Source organism: Flavobacterium sp. (assembly GCF_035299245.1).
Taxonomy (GTDB): domain Bacteria; phylum Bacteroidota; class Bacteroidia; order Flavobacteriales; family Flavobacteriaceae; genus Flavobacterium.
In genome coordinates, this window is record NZ_DATGWY010000009.1 from 250,071 (window position 1) to 265,165 (window position 15,095).

Consider the following 15,095-nt stretch of genomic DNA (forward strand, 5'->3'; position numbering starts at 1 on the left):
GATTTCAGACTCCAGATTTTGCAATCTGCATTCTAAAATCTGCATTCTTAATTTGTTATGCGTCCAATTCGCCTGCAATTACATTTAAACTCGACAGTATTACGATAGCATCCGATAGCATTGCTCCTTTAATCATCTCAGGATACGCTTGGTAATAGATGTAACAAGGTCTTCTGAATTTCAAACGATACGGAGTTCTGCTTCCGTCGGTTACTAAATAAAATCCTAATTCACCATTTCCACCTTCAACAGCGTGATAAATTTCATCGACTGGAACAGGAACTTCTCCCATCACAATTTTAAAGTGATAGATTAAGCTTTCCATATTGTGGTAAACGTCTTCTTTTGGAGGTAAATAATAATCGGGAACATCAGCGTGAATTGGTCCTTCTGGCAATTTAGCTAATGCTTGTTTGATGATGCTGATGCTTTCCCAAACTTCGGCATTACGTACACAAAAACGATCGTACGTATCACCTGATTTTCCTACAGGAATAATAAATTCAAAATCATCATACGATGAATAAGGTTGTGCAACACGAACATCGTAATCCACTCCAGCAGCACGTAAATTTGGACCTGTAAATCCGTAAGCCATAGCTTGTTCAGCTGAAATCGCACCCACATTTACAGTTCTATCAATAAAAATTCTATTGCGTTCGAACAAGTTTTCAAATTCTTTCCAAGCAATTGGGAAATCCGTCAAGAAAACATCTAATTTTTTGAAGGCTTCTTCCGACCATTCTCTTTCAAAACCTCCAATTCTTCCCATATTAGTTGTCAAACGAGCACCACAAATTTCTTCGTAGATTTCGTAGATTTTTTCTCTGAATTGGAACACGTACAAGAAACCGGTATATGCACCGGTATCAACACCTAAAATCGAATTACAGATTAAGTGATCGGCAATACGAGCCAACTCCATCACAATAACTCTTAAGTATTGAGCGCGTTTCGGAACTTCAATTTTTAGTAACTTTTCTACAGTCATCCACCAAGCCATGTTGTTGATAGGCGACGAACAATAGTTCATACGATCGGTCAACACATTGATTTGATAAAATGGACGATTCTCAGCAATTTTTTCAAAAGCACGGTGAATATATCCCACGGTTGGTTCAGCATCCAAAATACGCTCTCCATCCATCAACAAGATATTTTGGAAAATTCCGTGTGTGGCTGGGTGTGTTGGGCCTAAGTTCAATATAGAAAGTTCGCTACCGTCTTCGTTGCGCGTTTGTTCTATGATTTTAGCATATCGATGCTCTGGTGGTAATAATAAATCGGACATGTATAATGTTGAATTAATTATTTAAGAGTTAACTGGTGTTCTTCCGAAGAAGCGATCGTCTTTGTCGGTTCTTCCGCTGTCTTCCATTGGGAATTCTTTTCGCATCGGATGAGAAACCATTTCATCCATGTTCAAAATACGTTTCAATTGCGGATGTCCGTTGAATTGGATTCCGTAGAAATCCCATGCTTCTCTTTCCATCCAATTGGCGCATAAAAACAAGTCGGTTACGGTCGGCAATTCTGGATGTTCAGGCAAATATACTTTCACTCTAATACGAACATTTTCCACCCAATTATGCAATTGATAGACAACGGCAAACTGGTGTTCGTCGTCGTTATCAGGGAAATGAATTCCGGTTAAATCAGTAAGAAAATGGAAGTTTAAGTCCTCTTGTTCTTTTAAAAAGCGAATGACTTCGTGAATGGTATTTGGAGTTGCTTCAAGAGTGAAAATATCTCTTTTCATTTCAAAATTCAACACATTATTGCCGAATTCTTGAGCTAATTTTTCTTGTATAAAAGCGGTTTCTAATGCCATATTATAGGTTGTAAGAAGCTAATAATTCTTTGTATTCGGGTGAGTTTCTGCGACGAACGGATTCGTTTTTCACCAATTCTTGTAGTTGCATTACACCATCAACAATTTGCTCAGGACGTGGTGGACAACCCGGAACGTATACGTCAACCGGAATTACTTTGTCAATTCCTTGAAGAACAGAATAGGTGTCAAAAACACCACCTGAACTGGCACAAGCACCAACAGCAATTACCCAACGTGGTTCTGACATTTGCTCGTATACTTGACGCAAAATGGGAGCCATTTTTTTAGAAATAGTTCCCATTACCATTAGCATATCAGCTTGACGAGGAGAAAAACTCACACGCTCAGAACCGAAACGAGCTAAATCGTAATGCGATGCCATTGTGGCCATGAATTCGATTCCACAACAAGAAGTAGCAAAAGGCAAAGGCCAAAGTGAGTTGGCACGAGCTAATCCTACTACATCGTTTAGTTTGGTTGCGAAAAACCCTTCACCTGTTACTCCTTCTGGCGGAGCTACCATATTTGGTTTTGAATCACTCATTTTGAATTCGTAATTAATATTATTCCCATTCGAGTGCTTTCTTCTTAATAATATAGAAGAAGCCAATTAAAAGCAATGCCATGAAAATGACCATTTTGATCATTCCTTCCATCCCTAATTCTTTGAAATTGATTGCCCATGGATACAAGAAAATTACCTCTACGTCAAAAAGAACGAAAAGAATGGCAACCAAGAAATATTTTACAGAAAATGGAATACGTGCGTTTCCGACTGATTCGATTCCACATTCAAAGTTTTTGTCTTTGTTTTTTGAATGACGTTTCGGACCTAAAAAGCTAGAGCCGATAATGGTTAAAACAACAAATCCAATGGCTAAACCAGCTTGCATTAGGATTGGTAAAAAGTCGGATTGAGTAGATTGCATAGCTCTAATAAATTAGACGTAATTAAAATAGCTACAAATATACATCGCTTAATTTAATTCGCAAAAATCCATCGCTAAACGTTTGTTATTTATAAGCCAAAAACGCTTATTTAAACTAATTCTAAATAATTGATTTTGTGCATAAAAAAACGCCCCGAGTGAATCGGGACGTTAAACCATTGAGGTAACCAAAAAATAATATATATTAGTCTTCGATAACTACTACTTGAGCAGCTACTTTACCTTTTCTTCCTTCTTCTTCTTCGTAAGAAACTTTGTCTCCTTCGTTTAAGTTTTCGGCCTTAATACCTGTAGCGTGAACGAAAATGTCTTTTCCATTTTCATCATCTGTAATGAATCCGTAACCTTTAGACTCATTGAAAAATTTTACTGTTCCTGTGCGCATTTTGTAATGTAAAAAAAATTAATAATGGTCAAAGATATACTTATTTCTGACATAGCAAACAAATCAGAGGTAAAAAGTTAAAAAAATTACAATAATTTAAAGTTATAATTAGATGATTTTCAATCTTGTATTTGAAATATTAAAAAAAATTAAACAAAAAAAGCAACTATTTATTAATTTTTAAATAGTTGCTTAATTGATATTTGAGAATTTGATAGTTTTTTACTTTACATCCAATTTGATGTGCAATTCGTTCAATTGTAAGTCGTCAATTACAGAAGGAGCATCGATCATCACATCTCTTCCTGAATTATTTTTTGGGAAAGCAATAAAATCACGAATTGTTTCTTGTCCGCCTAAAATAGCCACCAATCGATCCAATCCAAAGGCCAAACCGCCGTGTGGTGGCGCACCAAACTGGAAGGCATTCATCAAGAAACCAAATTGTGCTTCTGCTTGTTCGGGTGAAAATCCAAGTAGTGAAAACATTCTGCTTTGTAGGTCTTTATCGTGAATACGAATCGAACCACCACCAATTTCATTTCCGTTCAATACCATATCATAAGCATTGGCACGTACTTTTCCGGGTTCGGTTTCGATTAATTTCATGTCTTCTGGCTTTGGAGAAGTGAATGGATGGTGCATGGCGTGGTAACGACCGCTTTCTTCGTCCCATTCCAATAATGGAAAGTCCACAACCCAAAGAGGAGCAAACTCATCAGGTTTTCTCAAACCTAAACGCGTTGCCACTTCCATACGCAAAGCCGAAAGCTGTGTTCTGGTTTTATGGGCATTTCCTGATAAAACTAAAATCAAATCGCCTGCCTTGGCATTAGTGATTTCAGCCCATTTTTTCAAATCGTCTTGGTCGTAGAATTTATCTACCGACGATTTGAATGTTCCGTCTTCTTCGCATTTTACATAAACCAACCCAGAAGCACCGATTTGCGGACGTTTTACCCAATCAATCAATGCGTCGATTTCTTTTCTTGAATAATTTCCACAACCTGGAGCGGCAATTCCGACCACTAGTTCTGCCGAATTGAATACACCAAAATCTTTGTGTTGTGCTACAGCATTCAATTCGCCAAATTTCATTTCAAAACGAATGTCCGGTTTGTCGTTTCCGTAGGTTTTCATAGCGTAATCGTAGGTCATTCTTGGGAATTCAGCAACATCAATTCCTTTTAATTCTTTTAATAAATGACGCGTCAATCCTTCAAAAACATTCAAAATGTCTTCTTGTTCCACAAAAGCCATTTCACAATCTATTTGAGTAAACTCTGGTTGTCTGTCGGCACGTAAATCTTCATCCCGGAAGCATTTTACAATCTGAAAATATTTGTCCATTCCGCCTACCATCAACAATTGTTTGAAGGTTTGTGGCGATTGCGGTAAGGCGTAAAATTGTCCTTCGTTCATTCTACTCGGAACAACGAAATCACGTGCGCCTTCGGGAGTTGATTTGATTAAATACGGAGTTTCCACTTCGCAAAAATCCAAATCAGATAAATATTTACGTACTTCCATCGCTACTTTGTGACGAAAAAGCAGGCTGTTTTTTACCGGATTTCTACGAATATCCAAGTAACGGTATTTCATTCGAATGTCTTCGCCACCATCCGTTTCGTCTTCGATAGTAAATGGAGGAAGTAATGCGTTATTTAAAATGTTCAATTCAGATACTAAAATTTCAATAGCACCAGTAGTCATGTTAGGGTTTTTGGATTCGCGTTCAATCACGGTTCCTTTCACCTGAATCACAAATTCTCTTCCTAATGATTTAGCTTTTTCAAAAACGGCTTTATCAGTTCGTTGTTCGTCGAAAATTAATTGTGTAATTCCGTAACGATCGCGCAAATCCACCCAAATCATGAATCCTTTGTCGCGCGATTTTTGAACCCAACCGGCAAGAGTTACTTCTTTGTTGATATGATTAGCGTTTAATTCGCCACAATTATGACTTCTGTACATTGGAATAAAATTTTTGGCAAAAGTAAAAAACAAAAATCAATTACGTAGTGTAAAGTTGAATTGAAATTTTTTGTTAAACAATCCGTTAGTACTACAATTTGTAATATATTTGAATTTGAAACTAAAAAAATAGATATGAAAAAAGTAATGATAGTGTTATTTCTGATAACCAATGCTATTGTGAGCACTGCTCAAGAGACTGTTTCGTTTGTGGCAGAAATAGCCAATAGAAACGGTGATGTAATTTACATCAAAGACGTTAGAAATAAGCCTGTAAAAGAAATTAAGGTAGATGAAAAGGGAGTTTTTTCGGCTACTTTTCCTGTGGAGGATAATTTTTATTTGATGTTTGATGGAGTAGAGTATGCTCAGTTATTTCTGAAAAATGGTTATGATTTAAAATTGACAATGGACGCCAAAAACTTTGATGAGTCGATTAAATTTACAGGAAAAGGTGCCGGTGAAAATAATTATTTAGCCGAAGCTACTATTTTAGATCAAAAATACGATTACGAAGGTTTGTTGGCTTTGAATGAAACTGAATTCAATACCAAAGTGGAGCAAAAGGCTACAGCTGAGCGTACTAAATTGGATCAGTCAAAATTGGATGCTAAATTCGTTGAATTGCAGAAAACCAACATCAATATGGGTGTTCAAGGTATTAAGCAGTATTACAGCGAATCTCAAAAAAACAAAAAATTCAACAATACCAAAGCACCATCTTTTGAATACCTGAACCATGCTGGCGGAAAACTTAAATTAGAAGACCTAAAAGGAAAATACGTTTATATTGATGTTTGGGCCACTTGGTGCGGTCCGTGCAGAGCGGAAATTCCGAGTTTGAAAATGGTAGAAGAAAAATACCACGATAAAAAAATTGCTTTTGTGAGCATTTCTGTTGATGCTGAAAAAGACTTTGAAAAATGGAAATCGTTTGTTACAGATAAAAGTTTAGGCGGAATTCAATTGTATGCTGATAAAAGTTGGAATTCAGATTTTATCAAATCGTTTGCCATTAACTCGATTCCGAGATTCATTTTGTTAGATCCGAATGGAGTAGTGGTTGATGCTGATGCAGCGCGTCCTTCCAATCCGAAGTTACAGGAACAATTGGATAAATTGCTTCAGTAGAATTTGATTTATTTAACACAGATTCCACAGATTTTCACAAAATTAATTGTGAAAATCTGTGGAATCTGTGTTTCAATTAATTCACAATAAGTTTCTTAGTGGAACTGATGTTTTCGCCGTTCAATTTTAACAAATACACACCTGATGAAAGACCTTTTACTGACAGTTGTTCTTCCATAGAAAAAGAGTCAATCGTTTTTTCTAAAATCATTCTACCATTTAAATCAAATAATTGGATTTCTAAAGAACCAGTATAGTTATTGATTTTGATGGTAACATCATCTGATGTTGGGTTGGGATACACCGAAACCACATCGTTTTGAAAATAATCAACTTTTAAAGTACAATTGGGTCCAGGAGCAGGAACAGTAAAGTCTTCCACTTGGTCAGTAGAATCGTCGTTATTTCCAGATGAAGCGTTCAAACCCAATCCACGTCGAGCAAAAACCTCCCAAATCATACAAAAATCTTGTCCACCAGTGGTGGCTTGATCGGCGGCAATCAATGCATCGCGACCGTCTACAAATGAAGGTTCACAAGGTTGCAATTTCAAACCGTCGATAACCAATTGAAGTACTCTGTTGTTTCCGCCGTTACCGTTGTACACATTAGGATCGAAACCGTATTTATCTACATACGCCCAACTCAAATCCCACAACATACTAGCCCAAACCGAACCAACGCCGTGAGGTCGTGCTAAGGTATTGCTGTCTTCAAATGTTAATGAGTTGATATTCATATCAGTAGAATACGGATAGGTGCGAATTCCGTCATCATCAGTGGGTTGATTGATTACAAAAGTTCCGATGCCTCTGCGTTCGCTTCCATTGTCAGTCGCTTTCATCTGAAGCATCAATCCGAACCAGTCCGACCAACCTTCACCCATTTGATCTTGGTTGAACAGACAAAAAGTGTCGTCTGGACCGCCGGTCAATCGGTTGGAAATTCCGTGACCGTATTCGTGTGCAATTACTAGGTTGTCAAAGTCACCATCTACATTGACAAAATCTGAAAAAGGTTCGCTTAAACTCGCGTTTAAAGTTGCATTTTCAATTTGACTAATCAAATAATCACCCACATCTTTTTTCACACTAATAACAGGAATGGTAATTAATTCATTTCCAAAACCACCCAAAAAGAAATTTCCTGGAGAGTTGTTGACCATAATCACAGCTATGGCTCCGGCATCTTGAGCAAATAGAATTTTATCGACAACTCCGCAAAGTCCTCTTCGAATTACAGCTATTTTTCCGCCTACTTCTGCCGGATTAATTAACGGAGAACATCCATCGGCACTATCGCCTTCACCATCATCAACTAAAACCAAATCGGCATTCAAACTTGCAGGCGGATTGGGTAAATCAACATGTCCAAATACAAAACCGTTATCAAAAGCAGTATAACCTCCAGCTGCTATTTCGGGCGAATTTATAGTGATCAAATTAGCGCCTGCTTCCCGTGTCCACAAATACATTTGCATTCTGCCGTTTCCTCCATCAGGCGGCGTTCCGAAATTGGCATTGTTGATTCCGCCACCGTCTTGTGATTGTGCTAAAACGTAATCGTCTCCTTGACCTAAATCTCCGTAATTTGTCATTTGGAAGTTGCCGTTTTCTTCGTCAAAACCATATTGATAAAACACATCGTGCATGATGTTGTTCATGTAAAACAAATTAGTTGTAGCGGCATCGAGATACTCAATCGCTGGTGTATTGATTCCGAGATACGGATAATCGAAAGTAAGAGTTGGTCCGCCATCTGGACTCAAACCTAATTCAGGATCGTCGCTGTCATCTAAGTCGCCAAAAGCATTAACATTGTTGCCTCTAGTAGTAGTAAATTCTGCTCCAGTAACGCCATCGGTATCGTGCCAACCAAAAGGAGAAGCCGAAGCGTTGTGTGGATTGACAACTAATTCTCTCGGACCGTGATTTGGGCTTTCTGTAGTGAATGGAAGCACTCTATACGAACCCGATTGCGTTTCGACTATTGAAGTAGCATTTTGTTTGAATCCTATTTTGTTAAAATGAAATTCGGAGCATTTTTGGTGGTCAATTTCGCCAAAATTACAGGAAATAATTAGATCATTATGTTCTAAAATTTGCCCGTTGCTAGCATTAATTCGAGCGCTCCACATGTGATTTTGGTTGGGAACATCGATGAAAAAATCCCAAGCCAACACCAATTGGTTGTTTTGTTTTTGATACACTAATTGTGCTTTGATGGGTTCAGCTTTGGGTTCGTTAGAAATGATAAAGGTGTGATTGTTTATAGCTTGAACAATCCGGAAATCGTGCGTTGAATTGATTTGTAATTGATTTTTTGCTGAAGATAATGCCTCTAAAACCGACAATTGCGAAACCGAAGTGTTAGTTTTTTGTTGTGCATTTTTGATGAAACGATTGCCAATGTTTATTACTTCGTTTTCTTTCATCCAAACGTTGGATAATGCATTAAAAACGGCAATTCCGTTGCATCTTTGTTGGATGTGGTAATTGGTAATTTTGGTCGATTTGGAAGATGTTTTACTCTTAATTGTCCAATCGGAAACGTCTTGTTGGGTCAGATTCAATTCCGATAAATGACTGTTTAGGTACGACTGAATCTTTTCCTTTTCGTTTTGACCAATCGATAACAGAGGAAATAGTAAGGCGATGAAAAAGTAAGTTTTCTTCATTGATAAGCAATTTTTAAACAAACTTAACTTTTTTTACTTAAATAAAATGATAAACAACCTATAAAAAAGTATACATTAGGTGACTATTTTGCTATAAATCAATGCCTTTCCATCGGTTAGCATCGAAACAAAGTGGCAAATATGGAGTAATCGTTCGTACAAATTGTCTTTTTCCAAATGGTGCTTTTCAGGAAGAATTTTAAGCAATAATTTATCGTAATTCGTGGCTTTTCCTTCGTGGTTGTTGTTGAAAGCAGTAATGAATTTATCCAATAAATTATTGATGATTTGATAACCCGAAAGCTCTTTTTCGATGACTTCGTGACTTTGATAAATGTTTTTGATGCTCAATTTAATAATGTCATCAATTTGGGCTTTGTATTTGCTTTTGTCGGTAAGCGCATACGGAAATTCGCCTTTGAGAATCGCTTCTTCGTTTTCAACAAATACTTTTACGGCATCGTTAATGAGGTTGCCAATGGCCAAGGCGCGTAAATAACTGATTCGATCTTCTTTGGTCGTAAGTGTTTGGTATTTGGCAGTATCGATGGTGTCTTTGACTAATTTTATTAGATATTCTAAGGCATAATCTTCCGAAACTAAACCGAGATTGATTCCGTCTTCAAAATCAATGATTGTGTAGCAAATATCATCGGCAGCTTCTACTAGATAAGCAAGTGGATGGCGTTCGTAACCGATATCATCGCCTGATTTATTTGGAATTAAACCCAATTCATCGGCAACTTCTTTAAAAAATGCCGCATCCGATTGGAAGAAACCGTATTTTTTATCACAAATTTTCGAAGTTGGTTTTTTGGGTAAACTTTCCTTCGGGTATTTCATAAATGCGCCCAAAACGGCGTAAGTCAAACGAATGCTGCCTTCAATTCCGGGACGCGAACTCGTTAAAACAGAAAATCCATTGGCATTTCCTTCAAAATCGATTAGATCTTGCCATTGTTTGGGAGTGAGTTGGTCTTTGAATTTGGAGCCTTTCCCGATGGAAAAATATTCGCCAATGGCTTTTTCACCCGAATGCCCAAATGGTGGATTTCCGATATCGTGTGCCAATGCAGCTGCAGCAACAATCGCACCAAAATCGTTGGCTTGATACCCGTGAACTTCTTGTAAATGCGGGTATTTTTCGATGATTTTTTTTCCGACTAAACGGCCAATGGAACGTCCAACAACCGAAACTTCTAAGCTGTGCGTGAGTCGTGTGTGAACGAAATCGGTTTTGGAAAGTGGAATCACTTGGGTTTTGTCTTGCAAACTGCGAAACGCCGAAGAAAAAATGATACGGTCGTAATCGACTTCGAAGCCCAAACGCGTGTCGTCTTGCTCGATGCGTAGTCGTTTGCCTTTGTCGCCTTGGCGTTTGAGTGATAAGAGTTGTTCCCAGTTCATCATTGTGATTTTAGATTTCAGCTACCAGCTTTTAGCTTTTAGCTTTTAGCTTTTAGCTTTTAGCTTTTAAATTAGTGATAAAGATATGTTATTTTAGTGTTTTTTTCATGCAAATACTGTTGTCAACACCTACGTATTGCCCGAAGTTTTCGATTCTTTGATAACCTAGTTTGGTGTAAAGTGCAATGGCGTCTTTTTGCATGAAACCTGTTTCAAGTAGACTAATTGTGTAACCTTCTTCTTTAGCCCACGTTTCGAGTTCGATTAGAATTTGGGTTGCGATTCCTTTTCCGCGGTGTTCTGGAAGGACGTACATGCGTTTCATTTCAGAAGCATTTTCAAATTCTTTGTAAGCTCCAATTCCCACAGGAGTTTCATTTTCATAGGCAATTAACGCGTTTTTTAACGCACTCGATTTATTGAACTGCGCATAAAATTCGTGGTCGTCACCATCTAAAATACGTAAATAGGCATCGAGTTGAACGACTAATTTTTCAAAGTCAGGATTATCGGACGTGGTGCGTTTGAGCGTAATCATTTTGTATTATTTATCGTTGGTCAAAAAGAAATTTCTAGATTTCTCTGGATATTGATTGTAGCTTTTGTCGCTTGGGTTGGCAATTACGGTTTTGATGTTGATTTCGTCGCCAATTTTAAAACTCGCCACGGTGTATTGGTAATCCAATAAGTATTTTCCGCAGAAAAAATTGCCGTTTTCGTCTTGTTCGATAATGCCGGTGTATACTCCTTTTTTGTCTTTCATAAGTTGTTTTTTTAGCCCCGATTGCAACGGATCCCGATTTATCGGGAGAAGTGGAAAGCGGGAAATAGCTTCAAAAAATCAAAAACAGCCATCTTAATGACAGCTGTTTTCTATTTTCTATTCTCTTTGTTCTATTCTCTAATTAAGAACCACACATTTCACAATCGTCTGGGCCAGCGTTTCGGGCTCTTTCGATCATGGCTGCAAAATCTTCAGCGGTCATTTCGCCGGTTTCATTTGGCGCTTCCACTTCTACGGCAACCGCTTCAGTGATTACAGTTGGTTCTGCTTTTTTATCGTTGTTCAATGTAAACTTAATCGCATCTACTGCCGCTTTGGTTCTCAAATAGTACATTCCGGTTTTTAAGCCGCTTTTCCAAGCGTAGAAATGCATTGAAGTTAATTTAGCGTAGTTCGCATCTTGCATGAACAAGTTGAGCGATTGCGATTGATCGATGAAATAACCTCTGTGACGCGACATGTCGATGATGTCTTTCATAGACATTTCCCATACGGTTTTGTACAATTCTTTCAAGTCTTGCGGAATGCCATCGATGTTTTGTACCGAACCATTGTGACGCATGATTTCTTGTTTCAACGTTTCGTTCCACAAACCTCTTTCTACTAAATCGTTCAATAAGTGTTTGTTTACTACGATGAATTCGCCAGATAATACACGACGCGTATAAATATTAGAAGTGTACGGTTCGAATGCTTCGTTGTTGCCTAAAATTTGCGAAGTAGAAGCAGTTGGCATCGGCGCTACTAACAAAGAGTTGCGTACACCGTGTTCCATTACTTCTTTTCGTAAACCTGCCCAATCCCAACGACCTGAAAGTTCTTCGTCTTTGATGTTCCACAAGTTGTGTTGGAATTCACCTTGTGAAATTGGTGAACCTTTGAACGATGAATACGGACCTTCTTCTTTGGCCATTTCCATGGATGCGGTTACGGCAGCAAAGTATAAAGTTTCGAAAATATCTTGGTTCAATTGTTTGGCTTCGTCGCTAGTAAATGGCATGCGCAACATGATGAACGCATCGGCCAAACCTTGAACACCTAACCCAACTGGACGGTGACGCATGTTAGAGTTTTCGGCTTCTTTTACTGGATAGTAGTTTCGGTCGATTACCTTATTTAAGTTGCGTGTTACGCGTTTGGTAACGTTGAATAACAATTCGTGGTTGAATTTACCATTTTCCACAAACATTGGTAATGAAATCGAAGCCAAGTTACACACTGCAATTTCGTCTTCTGAAGTGTATTCCATGATTTCGGTACATAAGTTAGACGAACGGATTGTACCCAAATTCTTTTGGTTTGATTTTCTATTTGCTGCGTCTTTGTACAACATGTACGGCGTACCTGTTTCAATTTGTGATTCAAGGATTTTTTCCCATAATTCGCGTGCTTTTACGGTTTTCCTTCCTTTTCCAGCGGCTTCGTATGAAGTGTACAATGCTTCAAATTCGTCACCGTAAACATCGCACAATTTCGGACATTCATTCGGACACATTAGCGTCCAATTGGCATCTTCTTCCACGCGTTTCATGAATAAATCGGATGTCCACATTGCGAAAAATAAGTCGCGAGCACGCATTTCTTCTTTACCTGTATTTTTTTTCAAATCGAGGAATTCGAAGATATCAGCATGCCAAGTTTCTAAATAAATAGCGAAACTTCCTTTGCGCTTTCCACCACCTTGATCTACATAACGAGCAGTGTCGTTGAACACACGCAGCATCGGAACAATTCCGTTAGAAGTTCCGTTGGTTCCACGAATGTACGAACCTGTAGCACGAACATTGTGAATAGACAAACCAATTCCACCTGCCGATTGCGAGATTTTAGCCGTTTGTTTTAATGTATCGTAAATTCCGTCGATGCTGTCGTCTTTCATAGTTAATAAAAAGCACGAAGACATCTGTGGTTTTGGAGTTCCGGCGTTGAATAAAGTAGGCGTAGCGTGTGTGAAGAATTTCTTCGACATTAAATCGTAAGTTTCAATTACCGATTCTAAGTCGTTCAAGTGAATTCCCACCGAAACACGCATTAACATGTGTTGCGGACGCTCTACAATTTTACCGTTGATGCGTAATAAATACGAACGCTCTAAGGTTTTAAAACCGAAATAATCGTAATTGAAATCGCGGTTGTATATGATGTGTGAGTTTAAAAACTCGGCATTTTCTTGGATTACTTTGTGTACTTCTTCAGAAAGCAATGGCGCTTCTTGATTGGTACGTGGGTTTACATAGTGGTACATTTCATTCATCGTTTCAGAGAATGATTTGTTGGTGTTTTTGTGTAAGTTAGAAATGGCGATACGCGCTGCTAATTGAGCATAATCAGGATGCGTAACGGTCATAGAAGCCGCAGTTTCTGCCGCTAAATTATCGAGTTCAGATGTAGTTACTCCGTCATACAATCCTTCAATCACTCGCATGGCCACTTTTACAGCGTCGACCATGTCATTCAATCCATAGCATAATTTTTTAATTCTGTCGGTGATTTTGTCAAACATTACGGGTTCTTTGTGCCCGTCTCTTTTTACTACATACATAGGGTTTCGTTTTTTGTGAAATAGAAAATCCCTTCTCTATTTCGGGTTATTTGTTAATAGCTATTAGCTGTCAGGCATCAGCATTTAGCCTTTTTTTTAATAAAGCCTGAATGGATTGTTTAGAGTTTTTTCTTTTAAGCAAGTTCAGCTAATTGCTGATGACTAAAAGCTGTAACTTAGAAATCGGCGTCGAAACTGATTTTACTCGACTCAGAATCGCTGTTCATTACGCCGGCTTTTTGGTATTCGGCCACGCGTTTTTCAAAGAAATTGGTTTTCCCTTGAAGCGAAATCATGTCCATAAAATCAAATGGATTGGATGAGTTGTACACCCGGTCGCAACCTAATTCTACTAATAAGCGGTCGGTTACGAATTCTAAATATTGTGTCATCAAGTTGGCGTTCATTCCGATTAAACTCACAGGAAGTGATTCGGTAATGAATTTGCGTTCGATGTTTAAGGCGTCGGTCAAAATTTCGGTGATGCGTTCTTTCGGAACTTTATTTACGATGTGATTGCGGTGTAAGTGAACGGCAAAGTCGCAGTGCATTCCTTCATCACGAGAAATTAATTCGTTAGAGAAGGTCAATCCAGGCATTAATCCGCGTTTTTTCAACCAGAAAATCGAGCAGAATGATCCTGAAAAGAAAATACCTTCTACCGCAGCAAAAGCAATTAGGCGTTCGGCAAAACTTGGTGATTCAATCCAACGCAATGCCCATTCTGCTTTTTCTTTGATAGCAGGAAACACTTCGATGGCGTGGAATAATTGGTTTTTTTCGGCCTCGTCTTTTACGTACGTGTCAATCAACAGCGAATAGGTTTCGCTGTGGATGTTTTCCATCATTAATTGAAATCCGTAGAAAAATTTAGCTTCCGGATATTGTACTTCGCTTACAAAGTTTTCGGCTAAGTTTTCGTTTACAATTCCGTCAGAAGCTGCGAAAAAAGCAAGAATGTGCTTAATGAAGTACTTTTCATCGGCATTTAATTTGTTGTTCCAATCGTTTAAATCGGTGTGCAAATCAATTTCTTCAGCAGTCCAAATACAGGCTTCTTGTTTTTTGTACCATTCCCAAATATCTTGATGCTTAATCGGGAATATCACGAAGCGATCTTTGTTCTCTTTAAGAATAGGTTCTACGAATGACATAATTCAGGGATTTTTTTAAGGTTTTTTTAACTCTTTTGATGTGTTACAAAGATTGTCATTTGAAAGCAAAAAAGAAAGTCAAACTTATCCACAATTGACTTTAGTTTTTAACAATGCGTAGGAAAAATACTATTTTGCAGGTTGAATGTAAATTATTGGTTAACAAATAGTTATAAATCAAAAAATCGACAAAACCCACTAAAAACAAGGGATTTATCGATTTTGAAAATTAATTTTCGTGAAGTTTTCGCAACGTC

General features: G+C 38.0%; 13 protein-coding genes. 1 reads left to right on the forward strand and 12 read right to left on the reverse strand.

What is annotated here, in order from left to right; genetic code table 11:
- Positions 1-55: 55 nt before the first annotated feature.
- From VK161_RS07250 to aspS, 6 genes are all read right to left on the reverse strand, one after another.
- Positions 56-1,291: an NADH-quinone oxidoreductase subunit D gene (locus VK161_RS07250; RefSeq protein WP_324214102.1), complete on the reverse strand. Its 1,236-nt coding sequence runs from the start codon at positions 1,289-1,291 to the stop codon at positions 56-58.
- Positions 1,292-1,312: 21 nt separating this feature from the next.
- Positions 1,313-1,831: an NADH-quinone oxidoreductase subunit C gene (locus tag VK161_RS07255; RefSeq protein WP_324214103.1), complete on the reverse strand. Its 519-nt coding sequence runs from the start codon at positions 1,829-1,831 to the stop codon at positions 1,313-1,315.
- A 1-nt stretch (position 1,832) separates the two neighbouring features.
- On the reverse strand, positions 1,833-2,378 hold the full coding sequence (locus tag VK161_RS07260; protein WP_324214104.1) for an NADH-quinone oxidoreductase subunit B: 546 nt from the start codon (positions 2,376-2,378) through the stop codon (positions 1,833-1,835).
- A 19-nt stretch (positions 2,379-2,397) separates the two neighbouring features.
- A complete protein-coding gene (locus tag VK161_RS07265) occupies positions 2,398-2,763 on the reverse strand; it encodes an NADH-quinone oxidoreductase subunit A (RefSeq protein WP_324214105.1) in 366 nt (121 codons plus the stop codon).
- Positions 2,764-2,968: 205 nt separating this feature from the next.
- Entirely contained in the window at positions 2,969-3,169 is a 201-nt protein-coding gene (locus tag VK161_RS07270; RefSeq protein ID WP_298116537.1) for a cold-shock protein, read from the reverse strand.
- 222 nt (positions 3,170-3,391) lie between these two features.
- On the reverse strand, positions 3,392-5,143 hold the full coding sequence (gene aspS / locus VK161_RS07275; RefSeq protein ID WP_324214106.1) for an aspartate--tRNA ligase: 1,752 nt from the start codon (positions 5,141-5,143) through the stop codon (positions 3,392-3,394).
- 135 nt (positions 5,144-5,278) lie between these two features.
- On the opposite strand from aspS, the gene VK161_RS07280 reads away from it, so the two are divergent.
- Positions 5,279-6,274, forward strand: a complete 996-nt coding sequence (locus VK161_RS07280) for a TlpA disulfide reductase family protein (RefSeq protein ID WP_324214107.1) — start codon at positions 5,279-5,281, stop codon at positions 6,272-6,274.
- Positions 6,275-6,350: 76 nt separating this feature from the next.
- Here the strand turns inward: VK161_RS07280 and VK161_RS07285 are convergent, their stop codons facing one another.
- The 6 genes from VK161_RS07285 to VK161_RS07310 all read right to left on the reverse strand — a co-directional run bounded on the left by VK161_RS07285 (position 6,351) and on the right by VK161_RS07310 (position 14,838).
- Positions 6,351-8,951, reverse strand: coding sequence for a T9SS-dependent M36 family metallopeptidase (locus VK161_RS07285; protein WP_324214108.1), 2,601 nt, complete (start codon positions 8,949-8,951; stop codon positions 6,351-6,353).
- 75 nt (positions 8,952-9,026) lie between these two features.
- Positions 9,027-10,358, reverse strand: a complete 1,332-nt coding sequence (locus VK161_RS07290) for a deoxyguanosinetriphosphate triphosphohydrolase (RefSeq protein ID WP_324214144.1) — start codon at positions 10,356-10,358, stop codon at positions 9,027-9,029.
- Positions 10,359-10,446: 88 nt separating this feature from the next.
- Entirely contained in the window at positions 10,447-10,896 is a 450-nt protein-coding gene (locus tag VK161_RS07295; RefSeq protein WP_324214109.1) for a GNAT family N-acetyltransferase, read from the reverse strand.
- Between the two features lie 6 nt (positions 10,897-10,902).
- Positions 10,903-11,121 (reverse strand): hypothetical protein, encoded by a 219-nt coding sequence (locus VK161_RS07300; RefSeq protein ID WP_324214110.1) that lies wholly within the window; start codon positions 11,119-11,121, stop codon positions 10,903-10,905.
- Between the two features lie 142 nt (positions 11,122-11,263).
- On the reverse strand, positions 11,264-13,684 hold the full coding sequence (locus VK161_RS07305; RefSeq protein WP_324214111.1) for a ribonucleoside-diphosphate reductase subunit alpha: 2,421 nt from the start codon (positions 13,682-13,684) through the stop codon (positions 11,264-11,266).
- A gap of 176 nt (positions 13,685-13,860) precedes the next feature.
- The gene (locus VK161_RS07310) at positions 13,861-14,838 is read right to left on the reverse strand and encodes a ribonucleotide-diphosphate reductase subunit beta (protein ID WP_324214112.1); all 978 of its coding nucleotides are present in this window, start codon (positions 14,836-14,838) and stop codon (positions 13,861-13,863) included.
- Positions 14,839-15,095 lie beyond the last annotated feature (257 nt).